Annotated in this window: 9 protein-coding genes and 1 tRNA gene; 5 read left to right on the forward strand and 5 right to left on the reverse strand. The window is 66.7% G+C overall.

Translation table 11 applies throughout. From position 1 onward, the window contains the following. Positions 1–178 precede the first annotated feature (178 nt). Together ACFPU0_RS16040 and ACFPU0_RS16045 are read right to left on the reverse strand one after the other, a co-directional pair. Positions 179–490 carry a hypothetical protein gene (locus tag ACFPU0_RS16040; protein WP_377694162.1) on the reverse strand — a complete coding sequence of 104 codons (312 nt, stop codon included), beginning with the start codon at positions 488–490 and terminating at the stop codon, positions 179–181. Positions 491–598: 108 nt separating this feature from the next. Next, the gene (locus ACFPU0_RS16045; RefSeq protein ID WP_377694164.1) at positions 599–1,417 is read right to left on the reverse strand and encodes an outer membrane protein OmpK; all 819 of its coding nucleotides are present in this window, start codon (positions 1,415–1,417) and stop codon (positions 599–601) included. A 758-nt stretch (positions 1,418–2,175) separates the two neighbouring features. Here ACFPU0_RS16045 and ACFPU0_RS16050 point away from each other — a divergent pair. The 3 genes from ACFPU0_RS16050 to ACFPU0_RS16060 all read left to right on the forward strand — a co-directional run bounded on the left by ACFPU0_RS16050 (position 2,176) and on the right by ACFPU0_RS16060 (position 5,746). Then, positions 2,176–3,588 (forward strand): sensor histidine kinase, encoded by a 1,413-nt coding sequence (locus ACFPU0_RS16050; protein ID WP_377694165.1) that lies wholly within the window; start codon positions 2,176–2,178, stop codon positions 3,586–3,588. A 5-nt stretch (positions 3,589–3,593) separates the two neighbouring features. Beyond that, positions 3,594–5,024, forward strand: a complete 1,431-nt coding sequence (locus tag ACFPU0_RS16055) for a sigma-54-dependent transcriptional regulator (RefSeq protein ID WP_377694167.1) — start codon at positions 3,594–3,596, stop codon at positions 5,022–5,024. Positions 5,025–5,215: 191 nt separating this feature from the next. Next, positions 5,216–5,746, forward strand: a complete 531-nt coding sequence (locus tag ACFPU0_RS16060; RefSeq protein WP_377694168.1) for a response regulator — start codon at positions 5,216–5,218, stop codon at positions 5,744–5,746. Positions 5,747–5,836: 90 nt separating this feature from the next. Here the strand turns inward: ACFPU0_RS16060 and ACFPU0_RS16065 are convergent. From ACFPU0_RS16065 to gspG, 3 genes are all read right to left on the reverse strand, one after another. Further along, positions 5,837–5,912, reverse strand: a tRNA-Ala gene (locus ACFPU0_RS16065). Between the two features lie 287 nt (positions 5,913–6,199). Then, positions 6,200–7,390: a type II secretion system F family protein gene (locus ACFPU0_RS16070; RefSeq protein WP_377694169.1), complete on the reverse strand. Its 1,191-nt coding sequence runs from the start codon at positions 7,388–7,390 to the stop codon at positions 6,200–6,202. Between the two features lie 5 nt (positions 7,391–7,395). Next, a complete protein-coding gene (gene gspG / locus ACFPU0_RS16075; protein ID WP_377694322.1) occupies positions 7,396–7,812 on the reverse strand; it encodes a type II secretion system major pseudopilin GspG in 417 nt (138 codons plus the stop codon). 171 nt (positions 7,813–7,983) lie between these two features. On the opposite strand from gspG, the gene ACFPU0_RS16080 reads away from it, so the two are divergent. After that, positions 7,984–8,604 (forward strand): lytic transglycosylase domain-containing protein, encoded by a 621-nt coding sequence (locus ACFPU0_RS16080; protein WP_377694170.1) that lies wholly within the window; start codon positions 7,984–7,986, stop codon positions 8,602–8,604. A 394-nt stretch (positions 8,605–8,998) separates the two neighbouring features. Next, positions 8,999–14,809 (forward strand): manganese-oxidizing multicopper oxidase MnxG, encoded by a 5,811-nt coding sequence (mnxG, locus tag ACFPU0_RS16085; RefSeq protein WP_377694171.1) that lies wholly within the window; start codon positions 8,999–9,001, stop codon positions 14,807–14,809. The last annotated feature ends 323 nt before the right edge of the window (positions 14,810–15,132 follow it).

The raw sequence follows: 15,132 nt of genomic DNA on the forward strand, positions 1-15,132 counted from the left end.
CACGGAGGCCCGAAAATCCCGTATTAGACGCCTCCATTCGGTGCTACAACAGCTAACGCAGACATAGAAAATTCATTCGCCAAGGGCAGCGCAGCTGCCCCTGTTGAATCCGGAAGGCAGACCTTCGGCCTGCTTGGCGAATGAATTCGCCCCTACAGGGAGGGCAGGAAAGCGCGCGTCAGGCCACCAGCTCGACGAAACCGCGCAGCACGGTCAGGCCCACGAACACGGCCATGGCGATGGCGCTGCCACGGGGCACGTTGTCGGCGAAGCTGCGGTAGTTGATGGGGGTGAGGAAGAGCTTCGGCCAGCAGGCGAAGGCGGCGCAGAGGGTGATCAGGGACAGCAGCGCAAGGCCGCTGGAGAAGTCGAAGGATTCGTCGGAGAAGATGCAACTGATGGGGATGATGATGCCGAGGGCGATCCAGCCGCCGGTGACCAGTTTCTCACCCGTGGTACGTGGGGAGGCTTGGGGGCTGTCGCTGGCCATCGGTAGTTTCCTTGTCAGACTGCAGGCGGAGACTGAGGCGCATTTTCCACCTGCGTCCTGTAAGGCGCAAGACAGAGAGGCCCGCCATTGCGACGGGCCCCACAGTCGTCAGAAATGGACCTTGGCCAGCAGGCTGAAGGTGTTCTGGTCGGTGCCGCCGAGGATCTCGTCGCCGAGGAAGCCGTTGTCGTCGATGGCGTACTTGTTCTTCCAGTAGTCGTACTCGATGCCGACGTAGAAGTGCTTCACCGCGCTCCAGCCCATGGCCTTGCCCAGGTCGTACTTGATCTGCGGGTTGAAGTGCAGGTTGGCGTGCAGGTCGTTGGGACGGTCGGAGGTGGCGTCCTTGTTGTTCCACACCCAGTCCATGAACCCGTCGATGAGGATGTCCGAGTTGCCCACCGGGATGGTGTAGGACCACACCGGGGTGACTTGCCACTGGCCGGAGGGGTTGTTGGTGATGCCGTCGGGCTTGCGATAGTAGAAGTTCAGCTGGAAGTAGTCGAAACCCGGGAGCTGCAGGTCGAACCCCGGGCCGAGCAGGTAGTTCTGGTTGCGGTTCTCGCCACGCTCGTAGGTAGCGGCCAGCAGCACGTCGCTGATGGGGCCGAACGCCAGCTTCTGCTCGAAAAGCTTGCCGAAGGACAGGCGCGGGGAGATTTCACCGTAATAGGTGTTCTTGCCGAGGTTGGGGTCTTGCTCGCCGTTGTAGTTGATCTGGTCGACGAAGATGAACAGGTCACCGAAGGTCCAGCCGCTGGCATGCTCGAAGGTGAAGGTCTGCTGGATTTCCGGGTTGATCTCGAAATCCTTGCCATAGAGGTAGGTCAGGCTGTTGTCCTGCCAGAGCAGGGGGCCGTCGGCCAGGGCAGTGCCGGCCGCCAGCAGGCCGCCGGCGAGGATCAGGGAAGGAAGGCTGGGGTTCATCGGGTCGGTTCCAGTGGTCGTTGAATTTTCTGTCTGCGCAGAAATTCGTCTGCTTGGTCGGGGCCGTGTGCATGGCAGGAACGGCAGGGCGCGGGATTATCGGGTGAACGCGGGGTTTTTCAAGCGGTCATGCGAATTTGTCGGCGAGATGTCGACCGCCGGGGCAGGGCTTTTCGCAGCTTGCGGATGAGCAGAACCCAATGCTGCCGCATGGCCTCATGCAGGGCTTCGTTCCTCGGCGCCAGCCTGCGACAGGACTGCGTCCTGCATCGCGAATGAATTCGCTCCCACAAGGCGGCGCCGTGTCAGCCGTGGATAGCGCTTTCCCGCTGGCCGGCGGGGCCAGGTCGTCGAAAGTTCGGGCAGTGCATGGTGTCGCCCCTTCCAGTCGATGAACTTCGCCGTTCGTCAGGCTCCGATGGGTGGCGGCGCGTCGTTGGGATGGGGCTGGCGCAACTCCCATGCCACCTGGTGCCGCGCGCTCTGCTCCGCGGGTGTGGAGAAAAACGTGCGAAGTCCGGTCGCGCGACCCTGTACCAGGGGTTGGGGACTGGTGCCCCAGAAGTGGGGAAAAAGTGGGTGGGGAGTTGGGGAATCGCCGGCCCCGTCGATCCGGCGGTCGTCGAGCGGCCGGCCTGCGAATGAAGCGGCCTGCGCTATAACTACCCCGGAACCGGCGCAGGAGCCGCCGGCCGGCTGGCGGCCCTGTTCAGACGCTCTCCTGGGAGCGAACCGCCGGCACTCGAGGGGAGGTTGAGATGAAGACGGCGCTGCTGGCAAAACCCTTCAATCTGTTCCGCTGGTTTTCCCTGGTGAGCCTGGTGATCATCCTCGCAGTGGCCATTCTGCTCGGCCTGGCGGCGACCCGTTTCCTGATGAGCGAGAGCATCGACCGCGACGCCATGCTCAGTGCCCAGTTCATCAAGTCCATTGCCGACGTCGAGGTCATCCACGGCAATTTCTCCCCCGGCCTGACCCTGGGCGAGTTCCTTGACAAGCGGGTGGACGGTGCCCGCCTCGGCGTCTCCCACGAGCAACTGGCGAAGTCCCACGAGGAATTCTTCGACCACATCGTGCGGCTGCCCGATGTGCTGCTGGCCAATGTCTATTCCCCCGATGGCGTGGTGATCTGGTCCACCAACGCCAGGCTGGTGGGTGGCCGCTCGCTGGAGAAGGCCAAGCTGGCCGAAGCGGTGCGGACCCGCGACACCGTGACCATGTCCCATCACGGCCCCGACAGCTGCCCGGCGGAAGGCTATTTCATGCGGGTACCCCGGAGCCTGTATCTGGAAAGCTTCATCCCCCTGCTGGACAGCCGGGGCGAGGTGTTGTCGGTGATCGAGATCTACAAGGAACCGGTGGACCTGATCGCCCGCATGAAGCGCGGTTTCATCCTGCTCTGGACCGCCACGGCCCTGGGTGGCGCCGTCATCTACCTCAGCCTGTTCTGGTTCGTCCGCCACGCATCCGGCCTGGTGGACGACCAGCAGCGGCAACTGGTGGAGAACGAAACCCTGGCCCTGCTCGGCGAAATGTCCACCGCGGTCGCCCACAGCCTGCGCAATCCGCTGGCTTCCATCCGCTCCAGCGCCGAGTTGGCCCTGGAGGTCGATGCGGGCCCGCTGCACAAGAACCTGGGCGACATCATCATCCAGGTCGACCGCATGTCGAAGTGGGTGCGCGAGCTGCTGCTGTCGGCCCGCCCGCTCAGCGGCGACCAGGAACCGGTCGACCTCACGGCTGCCGTCGAAGAGACCCTGGCCGCCTACGAGCCGCAGATCCGCCATGCCGGCATCAGCGTGGCCTGGGACCAGGAGCAGGCCCCCAAGGTGGTCAGCCATCCGGTCCTCCTGCAGCAATTGCTCAGCAGCGTGTTCGCCAATGCCATCGAAGCCATGCCGCGCGGCGGCGTCCTGGCCATCCGCCTGGAGCCGGAGTCGCGCCGGCAGATGCTCACCCTCACCGTCAGCGACACCGGCAGCGGCATGTCGCCGGCCATGCTGGAGATGGCCTTCAAGCCTTTCCACACCACCAAGCGTGGCGGCCTGGGCGTCGGCCTGGTGCTGGTGCGCAAGATCGTCGAGCGCTTCGGTGGCGCAGTCAGCATCGATAGCCGGGAAAACGCCGGCACCAACGTGCACCTGACCTTCAGGGCCACGGCAGGGGGATAACCACAATGGGCAACAGCATTCTGATCGTCGAAGACGACGAGATCCTGGCCGACAACTTCTGCACCTACCTGCAGCGGCGCCAGTTCGACGTCATGGCCTGCAGCTCGGCCGAGGAGGCCCTGCCGATCATCGAGGCGCAGCACCCGGACCTGGTCCTCACCGACTATTGCCTGCCGGGCATGAGCGGCTGCGACCTGATCAGCCGCGCCCGCGCACTGGACGAGCAGCTCAAGGTGATCATGATCACCGGCCACGGCAACGTGCAGGGCGCGGTGGAGGCCATGAAGGCCGGCGCCAGCGACTACCTGACCAAGCCGGTGGCCCTGGCCGAGCTCAAGCTGGTGGTGGACAAGGTGCTGGAAGCCCGTCGCCAGGAGCAACGGCTGTCGTTCTACCAGCAGCGCGAGGCCCAGGACTCCGGGCTCGCCGCGCTGATCGGCGATTCCGAGCCCATGGGGACCATGAAGAACATGGTGCGCCAGGTGCTGGCGGCCGAGGAGCGCATGGCCGGGGAAGACCTGCCGGTGGTGCTGATCGAGGGCGAAACCGGGACCGGCAAGGAGCTGGTGGCCCGTGCCCTGCACTTCGACGGCGCGCGGGGCAAGGGCCCCTTCGTCGAGTTCAACTGCGCGTCGATTCCCTCGCACCTTCTCGAAGCCGAGCTGTTCGGCCACGAGAAGGGCGCCTTCACCGATGCCAAGGACCGCCGTGTGGGCCTGGTGGAGGCGGCCGACGGGGGCACCCTGTTCCTCGACGAGGTGGGCGAGATCGACCTGCTGCTCCAGGCCAAGCTGCTCAAGCTGCTGGAAGACCGCACCATCCGCCGCCTGGGCTCGGTGCGCGAGCGCAAGGTCAACCTGCGCATCATCAGCGCCACCAACTGCAACCTCGAACAGATGGTGCAGGAAGGCAAGTTCCGCCGTGACCTGTTCTTCCGCCTGCGCATCATCACCATCAAGGTGCCGCCGCTGCGCGCCCGCGGCGACGATATCCTCACCCTGGCCGAACACTTCGTCGCCCAGCACGGCAAGCGCTACGGCAAGCCGGGGCTGCGCTTCAGCCCCGAGGCGCGCTCCGTGCTCAAGGGCTACAGCTGGCCGGGCAACGTGCGCGAGCTGCGCAACATGCTGGAGCAGACCGTGCTGCTGGCGCCGGGCAACAGCATCGGCCCGGAACAGCTGGCCATCTGCCGCGGGCTGCTGGCCGGCGCCGGCGTCACCGAGGCGGCTGTGCCGGCCATGGCCGCGAGCGGCCTGGGCCTGGAGGACGAGAACATGAGTCTGTCCGACGCCGAGCGCGACCTGGTGGTGAAGGTGCTGGGCAAGACCGACTGGAACATCTCCAAGTCCGCCCGCATGCTCGGCCTCACCCGCGACATGCTGCGCTACCGCATAGACAAGCTGGGCCTGGAACGCCCGGATCGCCACCAGCACTGATCCGGCCCCGCTTTCGGGCCCCGGGCCCAACCAGGTTCGGGGATTGATCAGCTGGTGAAACTTCGACTGCGTTCTAGACTCAAGGGCCATCGGTCCGGGCGGACCGATGCAGCCTTGGCGCGGAACGTGCAAGGATGCAAGCAGCGGCCAGGTGGGTCGCCGTCCGGTCTCCTGACAGGGGAGCAGCCACAGTGTCGAAAAAAGTACTGATCGTCGACGACGAAGAAATCCTCGCCGGGAATTTCCAGACCTACCTGGAGATGCTCGGCTGTGAAGTGCGGACCGCCGCCAACGGCGCCATTGCCCTGCAGACGGTGCTGGGCTTCAAGCCGGACATGCTGGTGCTGGACTATCGCCTGCCGGACATGACCGGCTTCGATGTCTTCGACGCCATGCGCCCCCTGCACGTCTGCGAGACGGTGCTGATGACCGCCCACCCCAGCATCGAGGTGTGCAACCGCGCCATCGAGCGCCATATCGACATCATCCTGCTCAAACCCTTCCCCTTGCATGAGCTGGGCAACGTGGTGCTGCACGGCCTGCCCACGGCCACCCCGGGCGAACAGCCGGCGATGCCAGAGCCGTCGGACCTGGAGCGTCGCCGTGGCGGCGAGGTGAGCTTCCCGCTGAAACTCTTCGACGGTGCCTGGGTGCTTTCCGACCGCCGCCGTCCCGCGGCCGGTGCCGAAGAGCCACCGAAGCAGGCCAAGAAAGGCACTTGATGCCGCCATGACCGGCCTCGCCCGGCTCGCCCATGGCCACGCCTGAAACGGCAAGCCCCCGAAGGACGCGCACCTTCGGGGGCCTCGTTCTGGTGGAGACGAGGAGGATCGAACTCCCGACCTCGGCGTTGCGAACGCCGCGCTCTCCCAGCTGAGCTACGTCCCCGGTAGGCACAAGACTAGACCTTGCCCGTGCCGAATGCCGGGTTGATCGCGAGTAAACATCCACGTTCGTAGAACGTGGACTTGCGCTGGCCCGCTGGAAGGGGGCGAATCCTCCCCGTGCACAAGACCGCCCCCTTTCGCCTGGCCTGGACCCTAGGGTGCGCTGCGCGCACCGATTCCGGGATCGGCTTCGGCACCACGTCAAACCGCCGGTGCGCACGGCGCACCCTACCTGGCCCACTCAGCCCCCGGGATGGGGCGGGCGGCTCCTCGCGAATGAATTCGCTCCTACTGGATGCTCGACGCCAACTCGAAGATCGGGATGTACATCAGGATCACGATCACCCCGATGATCAGCCCGATGAAGGTCATCAGCAGGGGTTCGAACAGGCGCACGAACCATTCGATCCAGCGGCTGGTTTCCTCGTCATGGAAATCGGCGGTGCGCTCCATCATCTCCCCCAGGTTGCCGGACTGCTCGCCGGCCCGCAGCATGCGCAGCGAGACCGGTGTGGCCAGGCCATGTTCCTCCAGCGAACGGGACAGCGCCTGGCCTTCGCGGATGCGTGCGGCGGCCTGGTCCAGGCGTGGGCGCGAGGCGGCGCCGAGCAGGCCGCGGACCATGCCGATGGCGGTGAGGATGGGGATGCCGCCCTGCAGCAGGATGCCCAGGGAGCGGTAGAAGCGTGCCAGTTCGTAGACCTGGAGGCGCTCGCGGATCGCCGGCAGGCGCTCCACCTGGCGCGCCAGGGCGCGGCGCACGCCTTCCCGGCGCAGCAGCACTACCAGCGCCAGCAGTGCCAGGGCGGCGCCGCCGAATACTTCCCCCTGGTGCGAATGCAGGAACAACCCGCTGTGCAGCAGCACCCGGGACAACCAGGGCAGGTTCTCGCCCAGCCCCTCGAACACCAGGCTGAAGCGCGGCACCACGTAGCCCATCAGGAACAGCAGCACCCCGCAGCCCACCAGCAACAGCAGCACCGGATAGACCGAGGCGCTGATGATCTTCTGCCGCACCTCGTCCATCCGCGTGCGGTAGGCCACGTAGCGGCCCAGGGCATCGCCCACCGCGCCGGTCTTCTCGCTGGACTGCACCAGGGCCACATAGAGCGCGGGAAACACCGCAGGGAACTGCGCCAGCGCCTGGGACAGGGACTTGCCCTCATAGAGCAGGCGCACCAGGCCGCCCAGCAGCTTGCGTGCCTGCGGGTCGGCCTCCTTCTCGGCCAGGGACTCCAGGGCATCGATCAAGGCCAGCCCGGCGTTCAGCAGGGTCGTCAGCTCCTGGCTGAACAGCAGCAGCGCAAAGCCCTCGCGCCGGCGCCAGCCCCGCAGCGCCCAGCGCCGTTCCGGTTGCAGGGCGAGTACGCGCAGGCCCTGGGCTTCCGTCTGTCGGCGGGCATCCTCGCGGTCTGCCGCCTCCACCACCAGCGCGACCACCCCGGGCTGCGCCCGTACCGCCTTTACCAGGAAGCGCATGGGGATCACTGCCAGCTGGTGACTTCGGCGTTCTCGCCGTCGCCGCCTGGCTGGCCGTCCTTGCCGAGGGTGAGCAGGTCGAAGTCACCGTTCTCGCCGGGGGAGCGGTAGACGTAGGCGCGTCCCCAGGGATCCTGGGGCACCTCCTTCTGCAGGTACGGGCCGGCCCAGCGCGGCTCGTCGGAAGGCGCGCTCACCAGCGCGGTCAGGCCCTGCTCGGTGCTGGGATAGCGGCCCACCTCCAGCCGATAGATATCCAGGGCCTTCACCAGCCCCTCGATCTGCGCACGGGCCACCTTGGTTTCGGAACGGCCCAGCTGATTGAAATACTTGGGCGCCACAATGCCGGCCAAGAGGCCGAGCACCACCAGCACCACCAGGAGTTCGAGGAGGGTGAATCCTTGCAGGGTTCGACGACGCATCTTCATGGGAGCCTCCGCTGCGGGTCAGTGGAGGCGACCATGCAAGAGCTGTGCACGACGAGCGGGCGAGAGAAGCGACACATCGCCGGTCGGATCATCCGGCACGTGCTTTGCTGACGGTACAGCACCCAACAACCCGAAGGGCATCGGCCCGCACAGGGGAGAACAACGATGAAAGTGCCTGCCCTGGTGCTGTTCAGCATCCTTGCGACCACCGCTCATGACACCCGTGCCGATATCTACCAGGTGGTGTCCGCCAACGGTACCGTCACCCTCACCAACATCCATCGAACGGACCGCAAGCAGGTTCGCGTGGCCCGCGAGAAACCCAGGATGGCCAAGGCTCCCAGCCTGGCCGCACCTTCGCGCAAGCGCCCGCGGAAGGCTTCACGCTACGCCCTGATCGTGGCCCAGGCTGCCTTCGACTACGACCTGCCGGCGGAGCTCTTGCACGCGGTGATCCAGACCGAATCCAACTACGACCCTTCCGCGCTCTCGCCCAAGGGCGCGGCCGGGCTGATGCAGCTGATGCCAGACACCGCGAAGGACCTCGGCGTGCACGATGTCTTCGACCCGACCGCCAACGTGCGCGGCGGCGCGCGCTACCTCAAACGCATGATGACCCTGTTCGGCAACGACCTGTCCCTGGCGCTGGCCGCCTACAACGCGGGCCCCGGGGCCGTGCTCGCCTACAATCGCGCCATTCCCCCCTACCCGGAAACCCAGCGTTACGTACCCAGTGTGCTGGGGCATTACCAGCGCCTGCAGGCCGACGCGAAACGCCCCCGCTAGTGGGGAAATTCCCCAGATGCGGGGCGCCTTCAGCCCTCCATCCACCCTGTTCGGCTGACACGGCGCAATAGCTAGCCGGGTAGGGTGGACAGCGCTTTTCTGTCCACCATCGGAGTTCCGCCTGACTTCGCTGGTGGATAAAAGAGCGTTATCCCCCTACGGGGCCACGGCGCGCCCCGATGTCAAAGCTGAGAAGACCCGCATCACCACCCTCGCCCCACCCCCCAGAAAACCGGGGAAATGGGTGGGAATCGGGTGGGGGAAATACTGGCCAATACCCGATTTCCGATCCTATCCCATTGAATTGAAAGCACTTGGCGTGATGGCACAGGCATTGCTCGGACAGTCCTGCCCTCTATTGGCATCCGTGCACCTGATACCGAGGTCAGCCAAGATGAAACGGACTAACCCTTCGAACAGTGCAAACCCCATTTCCAATCGTGCCCCGAGGGCATCTCTTTATCTTGGGGGCGCCCTCCTGTTGCTGGGCGCGCTCTTTTCCACCGAGGACGCCCTGGCGGCGATCCGCTGCGAGCGGAACCTGGTGGCCAACGTGGTGGCGCTCGACCAGCCGCTGATGTTCAACCGCCTGGGGGCGCAGAACATCAACGGAATGATGTTCGCCCTGCGCCGCGATGTGCTGGACAAGAATGATGTGCCGCTCAGCCAGGGCGGCGCCGCAGTGCCCGGCGAAGTGGCGCTGCGCCCGGACAAGCGCCCGCGTCCGCTGGTGCTGCGGGTGGCCGCCGGCGACTGCCTGACCATCAACCTGCAGAATCTGCTGGCCTACCAGGCCAACCCGAACAATCCGGACGACCCGCTGTTCAAGAAGGACGAGCAGGTCGCCGACCGCCATGTGGGCTTCCAGGTCAACGGCCTGCAGGCGGTCAACGACATCGGCGACATCGCCACCAATGCCGGGCGCAACCAGAACAGCCTGATCCCGCCCGGAGGCAGCCGCAGCTATACCCTCTACGCCGAGCGCGAGGGGGCGTTCGCCGCCACCAGCTATGGCGCCACCTTCGGCGGCGAGGGCACCGGCGGCAATACCGCCAACGGCCTGTTCGCCCAGGTGGTGGTGCTGCCCAAGGGCGCGCGCACCTACCGCAACGTGATCACCGAAGAAGAAATGCGCCTGGCCACCACCGGCCGTACCCCCGCTGGCCAGCCGATCATCGACTACGAGGTGCGCTACCCGCAGCAGTCCCCCTGGATCGAGGAAGGCAAGGCGGGGCTGCCGGTCATCGCCATGATGGACAACGGCGAAATCGTCTCCAGCGACACCGATGCGGTGGTCATGGGGCCGAAGGACGACGGCAGCTTCCCGGCCAATACCTACCCGCTGGAAAGCTACGGCAAGCGCAACCCGGCACTGCCCAACCGCCTGGAGCCCTTCCGCGATTTCTCCTCCGTGTTCCATGACGAAAACGCCGTGGCCCAGGCCTTCCCCGGCTACTGGGCAGACCCGGTGTTCGGCCATGTGCTGGAGCCGACCCGCGACGCCTTCATGATCAACTACGGTGCCGGCGGCATCGGCGCCGAGGTGGTGGCCAACCGCCTCGGCGTCGGCCCCATGCACGACTGCCTGTCCTGCGCCTACGAGGAGTTCTTCCTCAGCGCCCACACCGTGGGCGACATCGCCATGCAGGTGGACGTGCCGGCCAACGTCGGCCTGGAGAACATCCGCCCGGGCGAGGTGCCGCCGCAAGGCACCACCGGGGTCAAGGCCAGCATGGCGCTGTTCCCGGCCGAGCCGTCCAACGTCGCCCACAGCTACATCGGCGACGCGGTACGCTTTCGCAACAGCCACAACGGCTACGAGCAGCACATCTTCCACCTGCACGGCCACCAGTGGCTGTTCAACCCCAACGACGACAACTCCGACTACATGGACGCCCAGGGCATAGGCCCGGGCTCCGGCTACACCTACGAGATCGCCAACGGCGGTTCCGGCAACCGTAACCGCACCGCCGGCGACGCCATCTACCACTGCCACTTCTACCCGCACTTCGCCCAGGGCATGTGGTCCATGTGGCGCATCCACGACGTGTTCGAGGAAGGCACCCGCCTGGCGGTGTCCGAGGAAGGCGAGGGCGGCTTCCACAAGAAACCCTTCGAACTGCGCAGCGGCCTGCCGGCAGCCGGTGCCCGCGCCCTGCCGGATGGCGAGATAGTCGCCGGCACGCCGATTCCCGCCATAGTCCCGCTGCCGGGCAAGGCCATGCCGCCCATGCCGGGCAAGGTGGCCGTGGTGCCCAAGTACGCCGACGAACTGCTGGCCGATCTGGGCGATGACGACGAAGCGGAGGAAGGTGGCGACGATTCCAGCCAGGCGTCCGAACGCGCCGCGGTCGGCTCCGTGGCCCTGGTGGACCGCAGCAACGCCAACCGCAACGCCGACGGCACCCTGAAGAACCCCGGCTTCCCCTTCTGGATCGGTGGCATCGAGAACACCGTCGGCCAACGCCCCAGCACCCCGCCGCTGGACATGCTCGACGCCGCCAAGGCCCAGGCCTTGCGCGACTCCGGCAACGCCCTGTGGGCCAACCTCGACCCGGCCCAGGCCGGTGGCTGGGACGGCGGCCTGCCGCGCCACACCCTGGACGGCGTGTCCGCCGGCGGCGAGGCTGAAGTGGTGACCAGCGCCCTGGACTTCTCCAAGGTGGTCCATCGCGCCAAGGCCGTGTTCCTGCCGGAAGAGGGCACCGATGTCGAACAATCGGCCATGGCCTTCCACGCCAAGCCCAGTCACCCGAGCTTCGCCGTGCTGCCCGGCGGCGCCGTGCAGGCCAGGGACTTCCGCACCAACGGCGCCTTGCCGGTGGCCGGCGCTCCCTACTACGAGCCTTGCATGGACGACACCGGCAAGCGCCTGACCCAGGCCTCCGCCGTTGGCCGCTATAACAGCGGCGAGACCGGCGGCGCCATGTCATTCACCGGCAGTTCGGTCTATACCGCCGATCGCCCACGGACCTACAAGGCAGCCGCCATACAGTTCGACGCGGTGTTCAACAAGGTCGGCTATCACTTCCCGCAAACCCGTATAACCGCCCTGTGGGAAGACGCCTGGCTGGTGATCAACAAGCAGCAGCCGCCGGAACCGCTGGTGATGCGGATAAATACCTTCGACTGCACCATGTTCCAGCACACCAACCTGATCCCGTCGGTGTACGAGCTGGACGATTACCAGGTGCGCACCCCCACCGACATCGTCGGCCAGCATATCCACCTGCCGAAGTGGGACCTGACCGCCGCCGACGGCGCGGCCAACGGCTGGAACTACGAGGACGGCACCCTCTCGCCGGCCAGCGTGGTGGAACGCATCCAGGCCATCCGCGAGTACAACCAGTGCAGCGAAGGCGACGCCCGCGACGGCACCGCCGACTGCCCGGTGGCCAGGCAACACCCGTACTTCGGCCAGTTCGGTCGCGCCGACTGGCTGGGTGCCCGCACCACCCTGCAACGCTGGTTCGCCGACCCGCTGATCAACACCTACGGCGTCGACCGTGGCCTGGGGAACATCTTCACCCACGACCACTTCGGCCCGTCCACCCACCAGCAGCTCGGCCTCTACGCCACCGTGCTCACCGAGCCGGCCGGCTCCAGCTGGTACCACGCCGAGACCGGCCAGCCGCTCTACAGTGGCGCACGGCAGGACGGCGGCCCGACCTCCTGGCAGGCGGTGATCGCCACCGGCGACCTGGACGGCGACGGCAAGAACGACAGCTTCCGCGAGTTCTTCATGGAGTACAGCGACTTCCAGCATGCCTACGAGGCGGGCGTGTATGTCGGCGCCGGCCCTGACGGCATCCCGGACGCCGGCGCCTACCCGACGTCCATGGACAGCTTCCGCTACGCCATCAACCCGCCGGTGCGCCAGTCCGGTCCGAACCTCTTCGAATCGGTGCGCGAGTCTGCCGGCGGCCAGGTCCTCGGTTGCCCGAACCGCCCCTGCCCGCAGGCCATCTCGGTGGATGACCCCGGCATGTTCGTCGTCAACTACCGCAACGAGCCGGTGGGCCTGCGCATCTTCGACCCGCAGAAGATGGCGCCGGACGGCAAGCCCGGCATGCAGGCCGACGGCCTGCCGGGGGATCTCGCCCATGCCCTGCAGAGCCGTACCGACCGCGCCATCCCGGCGCTCAACCTGGCCCCCAGCGCCATCACTTCGGCCACCGGACCCACCGGCGCCAGCACCGCCTTCCCGCCGCACATCAATGCCGCCGGCGACCTGCCCGGCGACCCCTTCACCCCGCTGCTGCGGGCCTACTCCGGCGACAACGTGCGCCTGCGCATGCACGCCGGCGGCCACGAGGAGGAGCACAACGTCACCATCCATGGGGTGAAGTGGCTGCATGGCGGCACCGGCTTCGGCAACAGCGGCAACTCGGGCTGGAAGGCCTCGCAGATGGTGGGCATTTCGGAACAGATGGGCTTCGTCGCCCCGGTGACCATGATGTCCGGCAATACCGCCATCGAGGCTGCCGACTACCTGTACAGCCTGGACGCGTCCATCGAGGGCTACTGGAACGGCATCTGGGGCGTGATGCGCAACTACACCCAGCCGCGCGCCGACCTCTATGCGCTGCCCAACAACCCACGTCCGGTGTCCTCGCGCAACACCTCCGCCTTCGATGGCGTGTGCCCGCGCTTCAGCCCCAACCCCAACGGCGTGGGGACCCGTACCACGGTGCAGCGCAACTACGAGATAGTCGCGGCCCTGGCCAACGACATCCTCACCAACCCCCTGGGCCTGGCCATCAGCGACCCGGCCGGGGCGGGCATGCATGCCGGCGGCCCGCTGAACCCGCAGGGCGGCACCCTGGTGTTCAACTCGCGGCCGCTGAGCATCCCGCAGGCCACTGTGGTGGACGAGGAGGACGGCGAGGTCTTCACCATCGGCGGCCAGTCCGGCCCGCTACATGACCCCACCGCCATCCTCTATGTGCGCAAGGCCGACCTCGACCCGCTCACCGGCAAGCTGAAGCCCGGCGTCCCGGTCGAACCCCTGGTGCTGCGCGCCGCCGCCGGCGACTGCGTCAACATCACCCTGGAGAACCGCCTGCCGGAGGTCATGCCCGACCTGCCGACCTACGCGGTGCTGCAGGGCCTGGTCAAGCGCGACCGCAACAGCGGCCTGGGTTCCACCACCTTCAACAACAACATGATGCGGCCCTCCAGCCATGTCGGCCTGCACGCCCAGTTGCTGGCCTACGACATGACCAGGGCGGACGGCTTCAACGTCGGCATCAACCCGGTGCAGACCGTCGAGCCACGCGGCGCGGCGGGCGGCGCCTGGCCGTCGAAGAGCTACAAGTTCTACGTCGGCCACCTGGAGCGCGAAGGCAAGCCGGTGACCCAGCTGGGCCGCAGCGTCGACAACATCATCGCTACCCCGATCGAGTTCGGCGGTTTCAACCTGCTGCCGGCCGACCCGATCAAGCAGGGCCAGAAGGGCCTGGCCGGCGCCATGAGCATCGCACCCCAGGGCGCCACCTGGGCCGAGGACGCGGCCAGCCGCGCCGCCGCCACCGTGACCCCGCTGTCCGGCACGCCGTACCGCGACTTCTCGCTGGTGCTGCACAAGTCGCTGAACATGCGCTGGGCCGACGGCCGGCCGGTGGAGAACATGGCCTCCGAGGGCTTCGGCATCCCCGCCGATCCCAAGGACAACTCCGGCATGGCGGTGAACTACAGGAGCGAGCCCCTGTGGTACCGCTTCGGCAAGGCGCCGGATGCGCCCTTCGGCCACGCCCAGGGCCACGGCTGGGCCGACGTGCCCAACGCGCACATGGCCTACAGCAACGAGCTGGTGGGCGGCGATCCGCAGACCCCGATCATGAAGGTCAAGCCCGGCCAGCCGTTCCGTACCCACGTGACCATGCCCTCGGGCGGCAGTCGCGGCATCACCTTCCAGCTCGACGGGCACCTGTGGGCGTTCAACCCCTTCCTGTCCGAGAAGCTGGATGTCTGGGGCTACCCGCTGAAGAATTCCGGTGTCGGTTCGACCCGCTTCGGCCTCAACCCGGCGGCGATGTACATCGGTGCCCAGGAAAGCGTGCTGCCGGCGGCCCACTTCAGCCTGTCGATCCCCAGCGCCGGTGGCGCCAACGCGGTGCCGGGGGACTACCTGTACCGGGACTACGCCGCCTTCGGCAACGTCGGCGGGGTCTGGGGGCTGCTGCGGGTGACCGACGAGCCGTGAGGGAGGAACGATTGTGAGTTGACCGACTGTGTGGGCGAATGCGCCCCCACAGTCGTTTTCAATTCAATGCACGGAGATCCTGTAGGGCGAATTCATTCGCCAAGGGCAGCGCAGCTGCCCCGGATTCGCTTCGGGGCAGCTCTGTAGGATGAGTCGGGCGGCATTCCGCGAGCTTGCGAAACCCACCGATCCGACAGCATGGGTTTCGCTCCGCTCTACCCATCCTACGTGGCGATTGACGTGGAATCTCCCGCAGGAACCCGGTGCACCCTACAACCCATCGGCAGAAATCGCAGGCCAGTCCGGCCTGCGATTTTTTTTGC

The organism is Pseudomonas sp. GCM10022186, assembly GCF_042656385.1.
Taxonomy (GTDB): Bacteria; Pseudomonadota; Gammaproteobacteria; order Pseudomonadales; family Pseudomonadaceae; genus Metapseudomonas.